This window comes from Halopiger aswanensis (assembly GCF_003610195.1).
Lineage (GTDB): Archaea > Halobacteriota > Halobacteria > Halobacteriales > Natrialbaceae > Halopiger > Halopiger aswanensis.
The window spans coordinates 862795-881557 of the sequence record NZ_RAPO01000002.1 but is presented as its reverse complement, the minus strand read 5'-3'; the positions used below and the strand labels follow the sequence as shown (position 1 = coordinate 881557).

Here is an 18763-nt window from a genome sequence, read left to right as displayed (position 1 = left end):
AAAATACTATCGACGGACTGGACGGATCAAGGCTCGGACCGGACCGCTACAGGTGGTCCTTGCCGGGATTCGACGAGCCCCAGTCGCCGCGGCCGCCCTCCGTTCGATCGACGCCCATGATCGATTCGGGTTGCTCGGGACCGCCGAGGCTATCGCGGGCATCCGGCACGCGGACCGTCACCTCGTCGATCTCGGGCCACTTGATCAGTTCGGCCTCGATGTTGCCCGTCGTCACGTCGCTGACCGAACAGCCCTTACAGCCGCCGCCGAGTTCGATGATGACCTCGCCGCTCTCGGGGTCGGCCTTCCGGACCGCGCTCGTCCCACCGTGCATCTGGATGATCGGCATCTCGCGGCTGAGCCAGGCCTCGACGCGCTCCTTGAGTGATCCGTCCGCGTCGGTCTCGACGTCGGAATCAGTCATTGTCCGCTCTAGCCGCTCGAGCGCTGAATAGGTTTGGTTACGAGACCCATGGTTAATCATCCACGTTCGACGAGCCGCGAAAATAGCATTCGCCCGCGTCGACTACCGATCGCTCCGAATTCGGCCGGTAACGACGGCGCCGACGACGCCGCCGATACTCGCACAGACTGCGGGGAAGAGCAGTCCGGCGAGGACGACGGCGGGCAACGCGTCGGGGCCGCCCGTCGCGTTCCCGACGGTGACCTCGAAGAGGAAGACGCCCGCGACGGTGGCGAGGAGGTAGCCCGGGAGCGCGGTCAGGCCGGCGAGCAGCCCGTCGATCGGTGCCGACGAACCCCGGTACGCCGCGAGCGCGAGGCCGGCGACCAGCAGGGTTACGACGGGAATCGCATACAGGGCGACGGTGAACCCGTTCTCGCCGCCGATGTACGACGTCGCGCGGCTCCCGACCAGCGGGACGTTCCGGAACACCGTCTCGGCCAGGTGGGCGTTGTAGAACACCCAGCCGACCATCTCGTAGGTAGCCGGCTCGCCGCCGAACGCTTCGATCATTCGCTGAATCGGCGACTCGCGGACATCGTTCGCGACGAGCAGGTAGGTGACGGCGTAGCCGACGAGCCAGGCGCCGAGTCCGGCGGCGGCGCCCGCGAGGACGGGGAGCCCGGTCTCGGCTGCGGTTCCGTCCGTCGTCTCGGCGGCGTCAGCGTCGGAGGTTGGGAACGACATTAGTGCTCACCTCGCTCCGTGGCGACGGCATCCTCGTCAGTGTTTCCGTTCGGTGCCGATTCGGCTCGCGTTACCGTGTCGGCCAGCAACTCGGCGATCGGATCGAGCGAGACGTACAGCCGCGCCGCGAGGATGCCGAGCGGGGGCAGCGCGAGCGCGAGGAAGACGACGTCGTACACCCAGGCGCCGCCCTCGAGCAGCGGAACGATCGCGAGGGCCAGCCCGCGGTGGGCGACCAGCACCGCGACGAGGACGACGAACAGGTGGACGATCGACGCGACGTCGTCGACGACTCCGGCCGGGCCATCGAACGTCGATCGGACGAGGTCCGCGAGCGCGGGCGCGAGGAATAACAGGAGTCCGACGACCGTGACGGTCGCGACGACGCTCGCGATCGCGGCGAACGTGATCGGCGTGCCCGGGACGAGCCGATCGATCCCGGGGAGTAGTGAGGCGAGATAGAGGAGTCCGATCAGCGAGAGGGTTGCGAGGAGGAGCTTGCTGACCGACTGTACCGTATCGCGGTCGACGCCAGCGGGGGTCGTGTAGCGGTCAAGACTCATTGCAGTCGGCGGTGAGTAGCCGATCGATCAAATAAACAAACGGTCATCAACGGCACTTTCTCTCGTTTGATGACGTTTTACGGCAGTTTATTCCCGCTCGAGGGGCCGTCTTGGCGGGGCAGACGGCGAGCGGAAAGCCGGTTGGCCTCCGAAAAGCGGCACCTCTTTTACCTCCCCTCTCCACGCCACCCATATGACCGCGCTCGGATTGGTGGTCGCGGAGTTCAACCGCCCGGTCACCGAGCAGATGGAACAGGCGGCCCTCGAGGCCGCCAGCGACGCAGGTGCCGACGTGTACGAGACGGTCCAGGTTCCGGGGGCGTACGACGCGCCGCTGGCCGCCGACCGGCTCGCACGCCGCGCCGAGGTCGACGCCGTCGCCGTCGTCGGTGCCATCATCACCGGCGACACCGACCACGACCAGGTGATCGGCGACGCGATCGCTCAGCGGCTCGCCGACGTGAGCCTCGAGCGCGACACCCCCGTAACGCTCGGCGTGACGGGGCCCGGCATGTCCGCGGCCGAAGCGCGCGAGCGCGTCGAGAACGCGGCTACGGCCGTCGAAAGCGCGCTCGATCTGGTTTCGGAACTGCCGGAGCCCGATTCCGACACAGACCGATAGACTACGACACTACAACGCGACACTTCACCCTACCACACCCATGACGATGGAATTCACCGACCGCGTAACCCGAGTCGAACCGTCCGCAACGCTTGCTATTTCCGCGCTCGCGACCGAACTCGAGAACGAGGGCGCCGACATCGTCGACCTCTCCGTCGGCGAACCCGACTTCCCCACGCCCGAAAACATCGTCGAGGCAGGGAAGGACGCGATGGACGCCGGCCACACCGGCTACACCACCTCCGCCGGCATTCTCGAGCTCCGCGAGGCCATCGTCGACAAGCTCGCCGCGGACGGCCTCGAGCACACCACCGACGAGGTCATCGTCACGCCCGGCGCGAAGCAGGCGCTGTACGAAATCGTCCAGTCGCTGGTCGAGGACGGCGACGAGGTCGTTCTGCTCGACCCCGCGTGGGTCTCCTACGAGGCCATGGTCAAGATGGCCGGCGGCGACCTGACCCGCGTGGATCTCTCGGACTCTGACTTCCAGCTCGAGCCCGCGCTCGACGACCTCGAGGCCGCCGTCTCCGATGACACCGAACTGCTGATCGTCAACTCCCCGTCGAACCCCACCGGCGCCGTCTACTCCGACGCGGCCCTCGAGGGCGTGCGCGACCTCGCGGTCGAACACGACGTCACCGTCATCTCGGACGAGATCTACAAGGAGATCACCTACGGCGTCGAGCCCACCAGCCTCGGCACCTTCGACGGGATGGCCGACCGCACCATCACGGTCAACGGCTTCTCGAAGGCCTACTCGATGACCGGCTGGCGGCTCGGCTACTTCGCCGGCCCCGAGGACCTGATCGACCAGGCCGGCAAGCTCCACAGCCACTCCGTTTCGTCGGCCGTCAACTTCGTCCAGCACGCCGGCATCGAGGCCCTCGAGAACACCGACACCGCCGTCGAAGAGATGGTCGAAGCCTTCGAGGAGCGGCGCGACCTCGTCATCGACCTGCTCGACGATCACGGCGTCGACGTCGCCGAACCGCAGGGCGCGTTCTACATGATGCTGCCCGTCGACGACGACGATCAGGAATGGTGTGAGGGCGCGCTCGAGGACGCCCACGTCGCCACGGTGCCGGGCAGCGCGTTCGGCACCCCCGGCTACGCGCGGATTTCCTACGCCGCCAGCGAGGAGCGACTCGAGGAAGGCATCGAGCGACTGGCCGAGGAAGGCTACCTGTAACGCGGCTGCCGTCGCGGATCGTTCGGCGATCGTTTTCTGCCGTCTGACCCTCGATCACGGTAGCCTCGCCTGTAGTTTATATCCGATACCGCGCCCACCCGCAGTATGGACTGTCCCACGTGCGGGAAATCGTTGCAGACCGAGCAGGGAATGCGCCAACACCACACGAAGGTGCACGGCGAGCCGCTGCCGAACCGGGTGTGTTCGGGTTGTGGCTCCGTCTTTTACGATCCGAAGGCGCGCAGGGAGTACTGCGACGACTGCAATCCGAACGCGGGCGAACACAACGGCAACTGGAGCGGCGGGAAAGAAACGACGTCGTGTGACTCCTGCGGTGAGACGTTTTCGTACTACCCGTCGGACAAAGACGGCGTGTACTGTCCGGACTGCGTCGAAGACGCGATCGGATTGCTTCCCGAAAACCCGTCGGCGAAGGGAGCGCGAGTAACCGTCGAGTGTGGCGCTTGCGGCTCGGATCTCGAGGTTCGCCCCGCGAAATTCGAGACGCAAGAACGCGGCTTCTTCTGTACGCTCGAGTGTTACGGCGAGTGGCTCTCGGCGAACGTCGTCGGCCCGGAGCATCACCAGTGGGAAGGCGGAACGATCGAGTACGGACGGAAGTGGTGGCGGATTCGGCGGCAGGCGCTCGAGCGAGACGACTACGAGTGCCAGCACTGCGGTGCGGGATTAGACGAACTCGGGCAAAATCCGGACGTGCACCACGTCCGGGCGGTCCGATCGTTCGACCGACCCGAAGATGCCCACAAGATGGACAATGTCGTCACTCTCTGTCGAAGCTGTCACCGGCGGGCGGAAGCGGGGTCGATCGCGGTGTCGCCTCGCGACGAAAAGTAACACTATTGTGCGACCACGGTCTACTCGGCGAGTGAGGTCCGCGGAGTCCCGTGGTGGTGAGCAGTTCCGCAGGAACTGCGAACGACACGGGGCTTCGAACGGAGTGTGAAGTCCCGTGGTGTAGTGGCCAATCATATGGGCCTTTGGACGTGTTCGGTTCGTTCCGTCACGGAAGACAGCCCATGACGGCGGTTCGAATCCGCCCGGGACTACTATCATATTTCTTAGGTTTGCCGTGTTCGGTAGTTGCCGGTTCGTGAGACCTGGGCATTCGTTGCGAATACAGAACCACAGTCGATCATTGAGAGCCTCGACCACACCCGCGCAGTCCCTAACGAAGCCGAGGCCTTTATCCGAATAGATCCCCGAATACGGAGGGGTCATGGACAACCTTCGCACCGGATTGAGTTACGGCGACGTGCTGCTCGTGCCGAAGCGCTCGCCCGTCGACAGCCGTAGCAACGTCGATCTCGAGACGAATTTCACACCGAGCCTCGAGCTCGAGACGCCGCTGGTCTCCGCGGCGATGGACACGGTCACCGAGACCGAGCTGGCGATCGAGCTCTCGCGACACGGCGGAATCGGGGTCATTCACCGCTTCCTGACGCCCGAGGAGCAGGCCGAGCAGGTCGCGTCGGTAAAGGACGCCGGCGAACGGGTCGCCGCCGCCGTCGGGATCAACGAGGACCACATCGCGCGCAGCGCCGCCCTGGTCGAAGCCGGCGTCGACGCGCTCGTAATCGACGTCGCCCACGGCCACTTGGAGCGGACGCTCGAGGCCGTCGAAGAGATCCACGAGGAGTTCCCGGACACGGACCTCGTCGCGGGCAACGTCGCCACGCCCGAAGGCGTCGAGGACCTCGCCGCAGCCGGTGCGGACTGCGTGAAGGTCGGCATCGGACCGGGCTCGCACTGTACGACGCGGAAGGTCGCGGGCGCCGGCGTGCCGCAGCTGACGGCCGTCGACGACTGCGCGGACGCCGCCGAGGAGCACGGCGTCACCGTCTGCGCGGACGGCGGGATCCGCACCTCCGGCGACGCGGTGAAGGCGCTGATGGCGGGCGCCGACACGGTGATGATGGGCAGCCTCTTCGCCGGCACGGCGGAGGCGCCCGGCGCGGTCGTCGAGGTCGAGGGCACGAAGTACAAGCGCTCGCGCGGGATGGCGACCACGACCGCCGCGGAGAACCGCGACGACAAGGAAGAGAACGTCCGCGCCGACGAGGGCGTCGAGGCGCTGACGCCCTACAAGGGGCCGGTCGCCGACGTCGTCAAAGAGTTCTGTGCGGGCATCCAGTCGGGGCTGTCCTACTGCGGTGGGCACACGGTTCCCGCAGCCCGGGAGAAGGCCGAGTTCATCCGCGTCGCCGACAGCGCGAAGGAGCGCGAGGGCTACCACGCGGACCACGACTGGGAGGGGGTTAGCGTCGATAGCGTGGTCGACGATGATGCCGGTGCCGAGAGCACCGACGGTTCTCCGTCGACCGCCGAGAGCGACGACTAACGGATTTTCCCTGCGCAGTTTCGCGGCTCGCGATATCGATAAGCGATCGGCCGCCCGTCACTCGGTCGTTGCTCCCCTCGAGCGCGCGGAAACCGACCGAGTTCAGCCTCGAGCCGCGAGGGCGGTCGGGAATCAGTGACGATTGAGAATCCTTAAGCGCGGGCGCCGAGAACCGCCGTCAAATGACGACGCTCCAGACGCCGGGCCCGACGCTCGGCGTGGTCGGCGGGGGACAGCTCGGGCGAATGCTCGCCGAGGCGGCCGCACCGCTCGGCGTCGAGGTGGTCGTGCTCGATCCGACGCCGGACTGTCCGGCCGCGCCCGTCGCGCGCGATCAGGTCGTCGCGGACTTCGACGACGAGGCCGGAATCCGCGAACTCGCCGCGCGGGCGGACGTTTTGACTTTCGAAATCGAACTGGCCGATCAGGACGTCTTAGAGCGCGTCAGCGAGGACTCGGGGACGCCGGTCCACCCGAAGCCCGCGACGCTCGAGACGATCCACGACAAGCTCGTCCAGAAGCGGGAACTCGAGGCCGCGGGCGTGCCGGTGCCGCCGTTCCGCGAGGTCGACGACGCCGACGACGTTCGCGAGGCGATCGACGACTACGGCGCGCCGGTCATGCTCAAAGCTCGGACCGGCGGCTACGACGGACGGGGGAACGTCCCCGTCGAATCGAAAGATGAGGCTGAAGACGCTCTCGAGTCGGTCGCCGGCCCGGCGATGGTCGAGGCGTTCGTCGAGTTCGAGCGCGAGGTCTCGGTCATCGCGGTCAAGGGCTACGACGAGACCGCCGCCTTCCCGATCGGGGAGAACGTCCACGTCGACGAGATCCTCCGGGAGACGATCGTCCCCGCGCGCTCGAGCGACGCCGCCGAGCAACGGGCCCGCGAGGTCGCCGAGGACGTCCTCGAGGTGATGGACGGACGGGGCGTCTACGGCATCGAGTTGTTCGAAACGAGCGAGGCGCCACGCGCCTCGGAAAACTCGAGCGGACAGAGTCCGCGAGAGGACGGCGAGATCCTGCTCAACGAGATCGCCCCGCGACCGCACAACTCGGGTCACTGGACGATCGAAGGCGCACACAGCTCCCAGTTCGAGCAGCACGTCCGCGCGGTGCTCGGCTGGCCGCTGGCCGCGACCGACCTCCGGTCCCCGACCGTGATGACGAACCTGCTCGGTGACGTCGAAGAGTCCCAGAAGGCGGCGCTACACGGCGTCGAGAAAATTCACGAAACGCCCGCGGCGCACCTCCACTGGTACGGCAAGCGCGAGACCCGGCCCCTGCGGAAGATGGGCCACGTCACCGTCTGCGCGCGCGACGACGCAACCGACGTCGAGGACCTGCTCGAGACGGCCCGGGAACTCGAGGACTCCGTGACGTTCACAGGCGACCACTAGCGTAATCCACTCATGGCAGACAGCGTTTCCGACCTCATCGATCGACTGCACGAGGAAGCCCAGCAGGATCGCCCGGACGAAGAGACCCCCGACGTCGGCATCGTGATGGGCAGCGACTCGGACCTCGAGACGATGATGACCGGCGGCCGGCGCCGCGGGGCCTACGACGCCTTCGTCGACGAACTCGGCTTCGCCGAGCAGACCGACTACGAGAACCCGCCGGCGGAGCGGTTCACCTTCGAAACCTACGTCACCTCCGCCCACCGGACGCCGGACCTGATGACCGCCTACGCCGAGACGGCCGAGGAGCGCGGTCTCGAGGTCATCATCGCCGGCGCGGGCGGGAAATCCGCGGACCTGCCGAACATGACCGCATCGATCGCGTACCCGCTGCCGGTCATCGGCGTGCCGGTCCAGGAGAAGTCCGTCGACAGCGTCATCGGGATGCCCACCGGGGCGCCGCTCGTGGCGGTCGACGCCGGCAAGTCCTTCAACGCCGCGCTCTCGGCAGCCCAGATCCTCGCGCGCCGGCACGACGAGGTCCGGGAACGGCTGGTGTCGTACCACGAGGGTCTTCGCGAGGGCGTCGGCGACGTCTCCCGCCGGCTCCACGACGAAGGAACGCCGGCGTTCCGGGACGGGGAGCAGTAGGGCTCCGCTCGAGGTCGATGGATCGCGGCCGACTTTGCGGTAAGATCCCGTTCGGTCGTCTCGAGCGCTGACACCGCCATCAGTCGCATCGGTAACCCCTGATTACCCGTTCGGTCACTTTTTGTACCGATTAGTATGGTACTAGGGCGATTAATTTAGCGCGTATTAGGGCGCGGAAGCCACCGTTTGGCCCGTATTGACCCGGAAATCGAACAATCAACCCTTATGTGCGTGCGGTTTCAACCTCCGAACGTTACGTAGATGAACGACTGGATAGCGATCGGGGCGTTAGCGCTCGTGGGATTGCTGATACCGTTCGGGATGATGGCGGTATCGTACCTCCTGCGGCCGACCGTCCCCGAAACGAGCAAACGTGCCACCTACGAGAGTGGCGAGGTTCCGACCGGCGGAACGCGCGTCCGGTTCAACATCCAATACTACATGGTTGCGCTTCTGTTCCTCGTCTTCGATATCGAGACCGTCCTGCTGTTCCCATGGGCGGTCGTATATCGAGAGGCTGTTGAATCGGATGCCGTTTCGCTGCTCGAGATCCTCGGACCGATGGTCGCGTTCGTTGCCATCCTCCTCGTCGGGCTCGCGTGGGCGTGGCGCAACGGTGCAGTACAGTGGGCACAGACACCGCGGCAGGTGGAAGGCGATACTGACCGACTATGAGTAGCGACGAACCCAAACAGCAGATCCACGGCAGCACCGCACCGTCGACGGACACCCGCGACTCCCGAATCGGTGAGGGCGTCGACGACAGATTCAACTCGAAGCTTCGCGAGGCGTTCGGCGCGTCGCCGTTCATCCTCACGAAGTTCGACGAGTTCATGAACTGGGTTCGCGGGAACTCGATGTTCATGCTGCAGTTCGGGATCGCGTGCTGCAGCATCGAGATGATGCACACGTACGCGATCAAACACGACCTCGACCGCTACGGGGCCGGCGTCCCGCGCGCGTCGCCGCGGCAGGCCGACGTGATGATCGTCCCCGGGACGATCGTCTCGAAGTTCGGGCCGCGCATGAAGCGCGTCTACGACCAGATGCCCGAACCCAAGTTCGTCGTCGGGATGGGGTCGTGTACGATCTCCGGCGGTCCCTTCCAGAAGGGCTACAACGTCGTGAAGGGCGCCGAGGAGATCATCCCCGTCGACATTCACGTTCCGGGCTGTCCGCCCCGTCCCGAGGCGCTGCTGTACGGCGTCCTCAAGCTTCAGGAGCGGATCCAGAACGGGGAGTCCTCGCCCGTCGTCGTCAAGCCGTACGAACTCGAGGAGTTCGGCGATCTCCCCGAGGACGAACTGGTGCAGAAGCTCGCGAGCGAGATCGACGAGGACGACCTCGTCATGCGGTACAACTGGGCTGATTCACCATGAGTACGGGCATCGAACGACAGCCGGACCAGCTCACCGAGGACGACCTCGAGGCGCTGATCGGGGATCGCGCGATCGGGCGCGACGACCACATGAACGCGCCCGCGTTCGTCATCAATCCGGACGAGGTGCAGGACGTCCTGTTCGATCTCCGTGAGCAGGCCGGCTACGATCACCTCTCGTGTGTCACCGCACAGCAGTACGACGATCGGTACGAATCGATCTACCACCTCAAGAAGTACAGCGATCCGACCGACGAGGTGAGCATCGTCGTCCCGACGACGCGGTCGGATCCGGTCAGCGAGAGCGCGGAGCCGGTGTTCCGCACCGCCGACTGGCACGAGCGAGAGGCCTACGACCTCGTCGGCATCGAGTACGCCGACCACCCGGACCTGCGGCGCATTCTGCTGCCCGAGACGTGGCAGGGGCATCCGCTCTCGGACGACTACGACCAGACGAAACCGCAGGTCGTCACGCTTTCCGAGCACGCGAACCCGATCCAGCCGGATCACGAGGACGCCGAGTCGGACACGATGTTCCTGAACATCGGTCCGCACCACCCGGCGACCCACGGCGTGCTCCACGTCGAGACGGTGCTCGACGGCGAGACCGTCGTCGACGTCGACCCGGACATCGGCTACCTCCACCGCTGTGAGGAGCAGATGTGCCAGGAGGGCACCTACCGCCACCAGATCATGCCCTACCCCGACCGCTGGGACTACGTCTCCTCGGGGCTGCTAAACGAGTGGGCCTACGCGCGGGCGATCGAGGACATGGCGGACATCGAGGTCCCCGAGTACGCGCAGGTCATCCGGACCATGGGGGCCGAACTCTGCCGGATCGCCTCGCACATGCTCGCGCTCGGTACCTTCGCGCTGGACGTCTACGGCGAGTTCACGGCCATCTTCATGTACACCTTCCGCGACCGCGAGGTCGTCCAGGACATTCTCGAGGACCTGACCGGCCAGCGGATGATGTTCAACTACTTCCGCGTCGGCGGGGTCGCGTGGGACCTGCCCGAACCCCGCGAGGAGTTCATCGAGAAGACCCGGGACTTCCTCGACGAACTCCCCGCGAAGGTCGACGAGTACCACGACATGGTCACCTCGAACGAGATCTTCCAGACCCGGTGTATCGACACCGGCGTCATCGAGCCCGAGGTAGCCAAACAGTACGGCTGTACGGGCCCGGTCGCCCGCGCGTCCGGCATCGACTACGACCTCCGACGCGACGATCCCTACGGCTACTACGAGAACTTGGAGTGGGACGTCGTCACGCGCGAGGGCTGTGACAACTACGCCCGCGTGCTCGCTCGCATGGAGGAAGTCGAAGAGTCGGCCAAGATCATCGAGCAGTGTCTCGACCTGCTCGAGGAGTGGCCCGAAGACGAGCGCGAGGTACAGGCCAACGTGCCCCGCACCCTGAAGCCGGACGCCGACGCCGAGACCTACCGCGCCGTCGAGGCTGCGAAGGGCGAACTCGGCATCTACATGCGCTCGGACGGCACCGACAAGCCGGCCCGGTTCAAGATCCGGAGTCCGTGCTTCTCGAACCTGCAGGTGCTGCCGGAGATGTCCGAAGGGGAGTACGTCCCCGACCTGATCGCATCGCTCGGTAGCTTAGACATCGTGCTCGGGGAGGTGGATCGATGAACGCGGCGACGATCCCACTGCAGACCGCAAGCGACGAGACGGTACTGCTCCCCGAGCGGATCGGCGAACTCACCGGCCTGAGCGGGTTCGGGCTCGCCGGCGAACTGGTCGCGACGTTCATCGCGGCGTTCATCGTCGGCAACCTGATGCTCGCGATGACCGGCGTCGCCGGTCCCTGGGCGAAGCGAAAGATTACGGCCGCGTTCACGGACCGTATCGCGGTCAATCACCTCGGTCCGGGCGGCGTCCTGATCATCGTCGCCGACTCCGTCCGCCTGCTCTCGAAGGAGTTGATCATTCCCGAGAACGCGGACCGACCGGCCTACGACCTCGCGCCGGTCGTCGTCGCGGGGTCGGCGCTGCTCGGCTTCGCCGTCATCCCGATGGGGAGCGGCGTCCACCTCGCCGATCCCGAAGTGGGACTGGCCTACGCCTTCGCGATCTCCGGGATCGCGTCGGTCGGGCTGGTGATGGCCGGCTACGCGTCGGACAACAAGTACTCGCTGCTGGGCGGCCTGCGCGCGGTCGCACAGAACATCGCCTACGAGATCCCGCTGGTCGTCACCGGCATGTCTGTCGTGCTCTTTGCGGGCTCGCTGCGCATGAGCGAGATCGTCGCCGTCCAGAACCAGACGACGCTGTTTACGATCCCCGGCCTCGAGTGGGGGATTCCGGCGTGGTTCGCGCTGGTGAACCCGTTCGCGTTCGTGCTGTTCCTGATCGCGAACTTCGCTGAGGTCGGCCGGAACCCGTTCGACATGCCCGAGGCGCCGGCGGAACTCATCGCGGGGTACCAGACCGAGTACTCCTCTGTGTACTTCGTGCTCGTCTACCTCGGCGAGTTCCTCCACATCTTCCTCGGCGGGGCGATCATCGCGACGATCTTCCTCGGCGGGCCGGCCGGACCGGGCCCCGAGGGGCTGGGTATCGTTTGGTTCATCGTGAAGATCTGGGCGGCGTTCCTGCTGACCCAGTGGCTGCGATCGGCCATCCCGCGCGTCCGCATCGACCAACTGATCGAAATCGGCTGGAAGGGACTGCTGGTCCTTTCCTTTGCGAACCTCGGACTGACTGCGGCAATCGTTGGGGTGATCGCATGATCGGACTACTCAAATCAATGGCAACGACGATGAAGCACGCGCTGGACGGCTCCACCTTCACGGTGGAGTACCCGAAGACGGCACCCGACGTGTCGCCGCGGTTCCGCGGCGTCCACAAGTGGAGCCAGGAGCGGTGTATCTGGTGTCGCCAGTGCGAGAACGTCTGTCCGAACGATACGATCCAGATCGTGATGGACGACAAGCGCAACGGCGAACAGTACAACCTCCACATCGGGCAGTGCGTCTACTGCCGGCTCTGCGAGGAGGTGTGCCCGACCGACGCCATCCTGCTCACCCAGAACTTCGAGTTCACCGGCGACACCAAACACGACTTGGTGTACAACAAGGAGCAGCTGAAGTCGGTCCCGTGGTACAAGGACATCGACCCGCTCGAGTCGCGCGAACCCGACCGGGGCGCGTGGATCGGCGAAGGCGAAGGGGAGGTCGATTACCAGTGACGGGCGCTCGGTCCCGACGGCATCGACGGTCTCGAGACGAGCGACCGGTACGAACAGCAGTAACACGCACACGCGTACGAGCGACAGGACATCTATGACACCAGAGCAAATCGCATTCGCGCTGTTCGCGTTCGTCACGATCGGCAGCGCGCTGGGCGTGGTCCTCCTGCGGGACCCCTGGCATTCGGCGCTCATGCTCGGCGTGGCGCTGATGAGCATGGCGGTCCACTTCGTGATGCTGGCGGCCGAGTTCGTCGCCATGATGCAGATCCTCGTCTACGTCGGCGGGGTGCTCATCCTCATCACGTTCGCCGTCATGCTGACCCAGCGCGAGGACGCGGACGCTGACGCGGACTCCGACGAGGTGGTACAGGCATGAGCAAACGCAATCGACCGCAACTTCGACTCAGTTCCGGCGCGGCGCTCGCGCCGGGGCTGCTCGCCGTCGGCCTCTTCGTGCTGATGGCGCTGGTCGTCCTGAACACGCCGTTCGAGCCGATGGCCGACGGCGGGTTCGAGGTCGCCTCGATCACCGCCGCGATCGGCTACGCGCTGTTCGACCTCGAGCCGTTGCAGTCGGCCGGCGGCGTCGCGGGAACCGAGCCGTTCCTCGCCGCGTTCCTGCTGATCGCGCTGACGCTTGACGCGGCGCTCGACGCCTCGCTCGTGCTGGCAAAGCGCGAGGAGTCGGGCGAGCCGGTGGCGGCGCTGGCCGCTCGCGGTTCCGATACGGCCGGCGGCGCGGAGACGAGTACGGCCGCCGAACCGTCGCGGACCGCGACCGACGGCGGCACGACCGGCCGAGAAACGGACGACGGAGGTGAGGCCTGATGGCAGTCGAAGTGCAGTACTACGTGCTGCTGTCGATGGCCCTGTTCTGCACCGGGCTCTTTGGCATCCTCACCCGTCGGAACGCGCTGATGTTCCTGATGTCCGTCGAACTCATGCTGAACGCGGCCAACATCAACCTGATCGCGTTCTCGTTCTACCAGGGCAACCTCACCGGCCAGGTGTTCGCGCTGTTTACGATGGCGCTGGCCGCCGCCGAGGTCGCCGTCGGACTCGGGATCATCCTCGTACTGTACCGCAACTTCCGTGACGTCGACGTCACGGTTCCAACGACGATGAGGTGGTAAGAGATGGCTGTATTCGACTACGCACCGGCGATCGCGCTGTTCCCGCTCGTGGCATTCGTCGTCGCGCTCGTCTTCGGCCGGTCCATGCCGAAGAAGGGCGCGCTCGCGGGCATCGCTGCGACGGGCGGTTCCCTGCTGCTCTCGCTCGCGATGCTCGCGGCCGTCGCGGGCGGCGAAACGTATCACCAGACGGTCTACGAGTGGGCGGCCGGCGACGTGCTGACCGCGGCCGAGTCGACCGGACTCGAGGAGATCGTCTTCTCCTTCGGGATCCTGATCGACCCGCTGTCGGCGCTGATGCTGGTCATCGTCTCGCTCGTGGCCCTGCTGGTCCACATTTTCAGCCTCGGATACATGAACGACGAGGGCGAGACCGGGCTGCCGCGCTACTACGCCGAGCTCGGGCTCTTTACGTTCAGCATGCTCGCGTTCGTCTACGCGGACAACCTGCTGATGGCGTTCATGTTCTTCGAGCTGGTGGGCCTGTGTTCGTACCTGCTGATCGGGTTCTGGTTCCGCACGGAATCTGCCCCGTCGGCGGCGAAGAAAGCGTTCCTGGTCACCCGCTTCGGTGACTACTTCTTCCTGTTGGGTGTCGTCGCCATCGCGGCGACCTTCGGCACGGTCGCGTTCGCCGGCGACGAGTCGTTCGTCGTCGCCGCCGAGACCGCCATCGAAGAGGGCGAGACGCTGTTCGGCTTCGGCGCCCAGACGTGGGTGACGATCACCGGACTGCTCGTGCTGGGCGGGGTCATCGGCAAGTCCGCGCAGTTCCCGCTGCACACGTGGCTGCCCGACGCGATGGAGGGCCCCACGACGGTGTCGGCGCTCATCCACGCGGCGACGATGGTCGCGGCCGGCGTCTATCTGGTCGCCCGAATGTTCGGCTACTACGCCCAGTCGCCGACCGCGCTGGCGGTCATCGCCTTCGTCGGCGGCTTCACCGCCTTGTTCGCGGCGACGATGGGCGTCGTCAAGGACGACATCAAGCAGGTGCTGGCCTACTCGACGATCAGCCAGTACGGCTACATGATGCTGGGCCTCGGCGTCGGCGGCTACGTCGCCGGGGTCTTCCACCTGATGAACCACGCCTTCTTCAAGGCGCTACTCTTCCTCGGCTCCGGTGCCGTCATCGTTCTCATGCACCACGAACAGGACATGTGGAAGATGGGCGGTCTGAAGGACAAGGCGCCCGTCACCTACTACACGTTCCTCGCCGGCGCGCTCGCGCTCGCGGGCATCGTGCCGTTCTCCGGCTTCTGGTCGAAGGACGAGGTCCTGTTCGACGCGCTGATCGTCGGCCTCGAGAACCCGGTCATCCTCGCGGCCTACGCGATGGGGCTCGTGGCCGTGTTCTTCACCGGCTTCTACACCTTCCGGATGGTCTTCCTGACCTTCCACGGCGACCCCCGGTCCGAGACGGCCGAGAACCCACACCCGGTCGGCTGGTCGATCAAGGTGCCCCTGATCGTGCTGGGGCTGCTCGCGCTGCTTGCGGGCGTCGCCAACCTCGCGCCCGTCGCGAAGCTGACCGGCGCGGACATCACGTTCCTCGAGCACTGGCTCGACGGCGAGTACGGCTACGTCGAGGGGCTGACCTACCACCACTACCACGAGATGGTGGCCTTCGAGGAGGGCTACATTAGCTCCGAGACGACCACCATGCTGCTGTCCGCAGCGCTGTCGGTCGGACTCGCGCTCGGCGGTGCGCTCCTGGCGTACTCGCTGTACGCCGTCCCCGAGCCCGCTCGCCACACGCAGAAGCTCGGCGGCGTGTACACCCTGCTGCGCAGCAACTACTACCAGGACGAGTTCCAGGTCTGGCTCGCGGAAGGCTTCGCGCTGCCGCTGGCTCGAGCCGCCGACCGGTTCGACCAGACCGTCATCGACGGCGTCGTCGACGGCGTCTCGGCGGCGAGCCTGTTCAGCGGGAGTCGCGTCAAGCGCATTCAGACCGGTATCGTGACGAACTACGCGGCCCTGCTCGTGGCCGGGTTCATCGGCTTACTGTTGATCCTCGGCATTAGCGGGGGGTGGTTCCTATGATGATCGAAGCACTGATCGCGGTCGCACTGCTCGGCGCGCTCGTCACGTTCGTCGCGCCGAACCGTATCGCCGGCAAACTGGCGTTCGCGATCAGCCTCGTGCCGGCCGCGCTCAGCCTGTGGCTGTTCTCGGCCTTCGACGGCAGCGGGAACGCCTTGCTCGACGGCGAACTCGCCTTCGAGTCGCAGTTCGAGTGGATCCAGCTGGGCGACTACACGATCTCGTGGTTCGTCGGTCTCGACGGGATCAGTCTCCCGCTCGTGGTGCTGACGACGATCCTCTGTTCGCTGGCGATCCTGAGCTCGTGGACGCCGATCGACGAGCGCGAGTCCCAGTTCTACGGGCTCGTGCTCTTCATCGAGGCGAACCTCATCGGCGTCTTCGCCGCGCTGGACTTTTTCGCTTGGTTCATCTTCTGGGAGGCCGTGCTGATCCCGATGTACCTGCTGATCGGGATCTGGGGCGGCCCGCGCCGGAAGTACGCGGCGATCAAGTTCTTCGTCTACACGAACGTCGCCTCGCTGCTGATGTTCGGTGCCTTCATCACGCTCGTGTTCGGGCTGGGTGACGTCACCAGTTTCGCGCTGCCCGAGATCGCCGACGCGATGCTCGAGGGCGGTCCCGACGGCCTGTTCGGGCTTAGCGGGTCCGCGTTAGCCTCGGTCGTGTTCGTCGCGATGTTCCTCGGGTTTGCAGTGAAGGTCCCGGTCGTCCCGTTCCACACGTGGCTGCCGGACGCCCACGTCGAGGCGCCGACGCCCGCGTCGGTGCTGCTGGCGGGCGTCCTGCTGAAGATGGGGACCTACGCCCTGCTCCGGTTCAACTTCACGATGTTCCCGGAGCAGGTCGCCGCGTACGCGGTGCCGATCGCGGCTATCGCGGTCATCAGCGTCATCTACGGCGCGATGCTCGCGCTGGCCCAGACGGACCTCAAACGGATCGTCGCTTACTCCTCCGTGTCGTCGATGGGCTACGTCATCCTCGGCCTGATCGCGTACACGCAGTTCGGGGTCGGCGGCGCAACGTTCCAGATGGTGAGCCACGGCCTGATCTCGGGGCTGATGTTCATGGCGGTCGGCGTCATCTACAACGCGACCCACACCCGGATGGTCACGGACATGTCCGGGCTCGCCGACCGGATGCCCATCGCCGTCGGCATCCTGATCGCCGGCGCGTTCGGCTACATGGGGCTGCCGCTGATGAGCGGCTTCTACGGCGAGTTCACGATCTTCTTCGGCGCGTTCCAGTCCGAGCAACTCGCCTACGCGCCCCTCTTTACGGCGGCGGCGATGTTCGGCATCGTCATCGTCGCGGGCTACCTGCTCTTTGCGCTGCAACGCACCGTCTTCGGTCCGTACCGGCTGGAAACCGACTACGACCTCGGCCGCGCCCCGCTGCACGACGTCGCCCCGATGTTCGTGCTGCTGGGACTCATCATCCTGCTGGGCGTGGCTCCCGACCTGATCTTCGAGATGATTACCGACGCAGTCAACCCGATCTTAGAGACCGGAGGTGAGCTGTAATGGCGGTGGAACTGCCCGCGTGGGCCGGCCTCGCACCCGTGCTGATCATGGCTGCGACGGCCGTCGCGCTGTTCCTCGTCGACAGCATCTCGCCGCGGTCGACGAACCGCGCCCTGCTTTCCGGCACCGCCGCCACCGGCGCGCTGGCCTCGCTGGCCGCCGCCGTCTGGTTCATCACCGCCGGCGTCGGTACCCCCGGCATGGAGGGCGGCCACGGCGTCATCGAACTGTTCGACGGCCAGTTCGTCGTCGACCAGTTGGCGCTGTACTTCATGATCGTCGTCGCGGTCGTCACCGCCCTGGTGTCGGTCGCGAGCTACGACTACCTGCAGGATCACGCCTACCAGGCCGAGTACTACTCGCTGGTCGTCCTCGCGGCGACCGGCATGTCGACGATGGCGGCCGCCAACAGCCTCGTGACGATCTTCATCGCCCTCGAGCTCTCGAGCCTGCCGTCGTACGCCCTGGTCTCGATCCTGAAGGACAACCGCGGCAGCGTCGAAGCCGGCCTGAAGTACTTCCTGATCGGCGCGCTGTCCTCGGCCGTGTTCGTCTACGGCATCTCGCTGGTCTACGGCGCGACCGGCGTCATGCAACTCGACGCCATCGCAGCCGCGCTCGAGGAGAGCGCCGCTGCCGGCGGCGAGTTCGCCTACGACGGGCTGCTCGGGCTGGGTATCCTGATGCTGCTGGGCGGCTTCGCGTACAAGACCGCCAGCGTCCCGTTCCACTTCTGGGCGCCGGAGGCCTACGAGGGTGCGCCCGCGCCGATCAGCGCGTTCCTCTCGTCGGCCTCGAAGGCGGCCGGCTTCGTGATCACGTTCCGCGTGTTCACGACCGCGTTCCCGCTCGAGGTGACGAGCGATCTCGTCGGCGTCGACTGGACGCTGGCCTTCGTCATCCTCGCGATCGTCACGATGACGCTGGGGAACTTCGCGGCCGCGACCCAGCGCAACGTCAAGCGGATGCTCGCCTACTCCTCGATCGGCCACGCCGGCTACGCGCTGATCGGGCTGGCCGGGCTGTCGGCCGACGGCGGCGAGCTCGTGATGGGGGCGGCGATGATGCACCTGCTGGTCTACGGCTTCATGAACACCGGCGCGTTCCTGTTCGTCGCCCTGGCGGAGTACTGGGGCGTCGGCCGAACCTTCGAGGACTACAACGGGCTCTCGAATCAGGCGCCGGTCGCCTGCGCCGCGCTGGCGATCTTCATGTTCAGTCTGGCCGGCATCCCGCCCTTCGGCGGCTTCTGGAGCAAGTACTTCCTGTTCACCGCGGCGCTCGACGCCGGGCTGGTGATCGTCGCCGCCGCGCTGGTCGTCAACAGCGCGCTGTCGCTGTACTACTACTCGCGGCTGGTCAAGGCCGTCTGGATCGAGGACCCGGTCGTCGATCGGGATACGCTGGCCCAGCCGACCGGGCTGTACGCCGCGATCGTCTTCGCGGCCGTGATGACCGCACTGCTGTTGCCCGGCTTCGGGCCGGTCGTTGACGCGGCAGTCGACGCGGCTGCTGCGGTCATCGCCTGACCGGATCGG

At 66.1% G+C, this 18763-nt stretch carries 20 protein-coding genes and 1 tRNA gene; 18 read left to right on the top strand and 3 right to left on the bottom strand.

The window, feature by feature from the left end; all coding sequences use genetic code 11:
* Nucleotides 1-46: 46 nt before the first annotated feature.
* From ATJ93_RS11390 to ATJ93_RS11380, 3 genes are all read right to left on the bottom strand, one after another.
* Nucleotides 47-424, bottom strand: a complete 378-nt coding sequence (locus ATJ93_RS11390; protein WP_120244754.1) for a NifU family protein — start codon at nt 422-424, stop codon at nt 47-49.
* 102 nt (nt 425-526) lie between these two features.
* Nucleotides 527-1150 carry a hypothetical protein gene (locus tag ATJ93_RS11385; protein WP_120244753.1) on the bottom strand — a complete coding sequence of 208 codons (624 nt, stop codon included), beginning with the start codon at nt 1148-1150 and terminating at the stop codon, nt 527-529.
* On the bottom strand, nt 1150-1713 hold the full coding sequence (locus ATJ93_RS11380; RefSeq protein ID WP_120244752.1) for a hypothetical protein: 564 nt from the start codon (nt 1711-1713) through the stop codon (nt 1150-1152). The genes ATJ93_RS11385 and ATJ93_RS11380 overlap by 1 nt, the downstream gene beginning before the upstream one ends.
* 193 nt (nt 1714-1906) lie before the next feature.
* Here ATJ93_RS11380 and ribH point away from each other — a divergent pair, with 193 nt between their 5' ends.
* From ribH to ATJ93_RS11290, 18 genes are all read left to right on the top strand, one after another.
* Entirely contained in the window at nt 1907-2335 is a 429-nt protein-coding gene (gene ribH / locus ATJ93_RS11375) for a 6,7-dimethyl-8-ribityllumazine synthase (RefSeq protein ID WP_120244751.1), read from the top strand.
* Nucleotides 2336-2375: 40 nt separating this feature from the next.
* On the top strand, nt 2376-3524 hold the full coding sequence (locus tag ATJ93_RS11370) for a pyridoxal phosphate-dependent aminotransferase (protein ID WP_120244750.1): 1149 nt from the start codon (nt 2376-2378) through the stop codon (nt 3522-3524).
* Nucleotides 3525-3629: 105 nt separating this feature from the next.
* Nucleotides 3630-4379: an HNH endonuclease gene (locus ATJ93_RS11365; RefSeq protein WP_120244749.1), complete on the top strand. Its 750-nt coding sequence runs from the start codon at nt 3630-3632 to the stop codon at nt 4377-4379.
* Nucleotides 4380-4488: 109 nt separating this feature from the next.
* Nucleotides 4489-4591 (top strand) — tRNA-Gln (locus ATJ93_RS11360).
* Between the two features lie 170 nt (nt 4592-4761).
* Complete coding sequence (locus ATJ93_RS11355; protein ID WP_120244748.1) at nt 4762-5883, top strand: guanosine monophosphate reductase; 1122 nt, start codon at nt 4762-4764, stop codon at nt 5881-5883.
* Between the two features lie 182 nt (nt 5884-6065).
* The gene (locus tag ATJ93_RS11350; protein WP_120244747.1) at nt 6066-7283 is read left to right on the top strand and encodes a 5-(carboxyamino)imidazole ribonucleotide synthase; all 1218 of its coding nucleotides are present in this window, start codon (nt 6066-6068) and stop codon (nt 7281-7283) included.
* 12 nt (nt 7284-7295) lie between these two features.
* Nucleotides 7296-7934 carry an AIR carboxylase family protein gene (locus tag ATJ93_RS11345; RefSeq protein WP_120244746.1) on the top strand — a complete coding sequence of 213 codons (639 nt, stop codon included), beginning with the start codon at nt 7296-7298 and terminating at the stop codon, nt 7932-7934.
* Nucleotides 7935-8195: 261 nt separating this feature from the next.
* Nucleotides 8196-8609 carry an NADH-quinone oxidoreductase subunit A gene (locus ATJ93_RS11340; RefSeq protein WP_120244745.1) on the top strand — a complete coding sequence of 138 codons (414 nt, stop codon included), beginning with the start codon at nt 8196-8198 and terminating at the stop codon, nt 8607-8609.
* On the top strand, nt 8606-9313 hold the full coding sequence (locus tag ATJ93_RS11335) for an NADH-quinone oxidoreductase subunit B (RefSeq protein WP_013881328.1): 708 nt from the start codon (nt 8606-8608) through the stop codon (nt 9311-9313). Before ATJ93_RS11340 ends, ATJ93_RS11335 begins: the two co-directional genes overlap by 4 nt.
* A complete protein-coding gene (locus ATJ93_RS11330) occupies nt 9310-10962 on the top strand; it encodes an NADH-quinone oxidoreductase subunit D (RefSeq protein ID WP_120244744.1) in 1653 nt (550 codons plus the stop codon). The genes ATJ93_RS11335 and ATJ93_RS11330 overlap by 4 nt, the downstream gene beginning before the upstream one ends.
* Nucleotides 10959-12062 carry a complex I subunit 1/NuoH family protein gene (locus ATJ93_RS11325; RefSeq protein WP_120244743.1) on the top strand — a complete coding sequence of 368 codons (1104 nt, stop codon included), beginning with the start codon at nt 10959-10961 and terminating at the stop codon, nt 12060-12062. The genes ATJ93_RS11330 and ATJ93_RS11325 overlap by 4 nt, the downstream gene beginning before the upstream one ends.
* The gene (locus ATJ93_RS11320; protein WP_013881331.1) at nt 12059-12520 is read left to right on the top strand and encodes a NuoI/complex I 23 kDa subunit family protein; all 462 of its coding nucleotides are present in this window, start codon (nt 12059-12061) and stop codon (nt 12518-12520) included. The genes ATJ93_RS11325 and ATJ93_RS11320 overlap by 4 nt, the downstream gene beginning before the upstream one ends.
* 94 nt (nt 12521-12614) lie before the next feature.
* Complete coding sequence (locus tag ATJ93_RS11315; protein WP_120244742.1) at nt 12615-12899, top strand: NADH-quinone oxidoreductase subunit J; 285 nt, start codon at nt 12615-12617, stop codon at nt 12897-12899.
* On the top strand, nt 12896-13351 hold the full coding sequence (locus tag ATJ93_RS11310; protein WP_120244741.1) for an NADH-quinone oxidoreductase subunit J: 456 nt from the start codon (nt 12896-12898) through the stop codon (nt 13349-13351). The genes ATJ93_RS11315 and ATJ93_RS11310 overlap by 4 nt, the downstream gene beginning before the upstream one ends.
* Nucleotides 13351-13656: an NADH-quinone oxidoreductase subunit NuoK gene (gene nuoK, locus ATJ93_RS11305; RefSeq protein ID WP_120244740.1), complete on the top strand. Its 306-nt coding sequence runs from the start codon at nt 13351-13353 to the stop codon at nt 13654-13656. The genes ATJ93_RS11310 and nuoK overlap by 1 nt, the downstream gene beginning before the upstream one ends.
* A gap of 3 nt (nt 13657-13659) precedes the next feature.
* Nucleotides 13660-15702 carry an NADH-quinone oxidoreductase subunit L gene (gene nuoL / locus ATJ93_RS11300; protein WP_120244739.1) on the top strand — a complete coding sequence of 681 codons (2043 nt, stop codon included), beginning with the start codon at nt 13660-13662 and terminating at the stop codon, nt 15700-15702.
* Entirely contained in the window at nt 15699-17225 is a 1527-nt protein-coding gene (locus tag ATJ93_RS11295; RefSeq protein ID WP_120244738.1) for a complex I subunit 4 family protein, read from the top strand. Before nuoL ends, ATJ93_RS11295 begins: the two co-directional genes overlap by 4 nt.
* Complete coding sequence (locus ATJ93_RS11290; RefSeq protein WP_120244737.1) at nt 17225-18754, top strand: NADH-quinone oxidoreductase subunit N; 1530 nt, start codon at nt 17225-17227, stop codon at nt 18752-18754. Before ATJ93_RS11295 ends, ATJ93_RS11290 begins: the two co-directional genes overlap by 1 nt.
* Nucleotides 18755-18763: the final 9 nt, after the last annotated feature.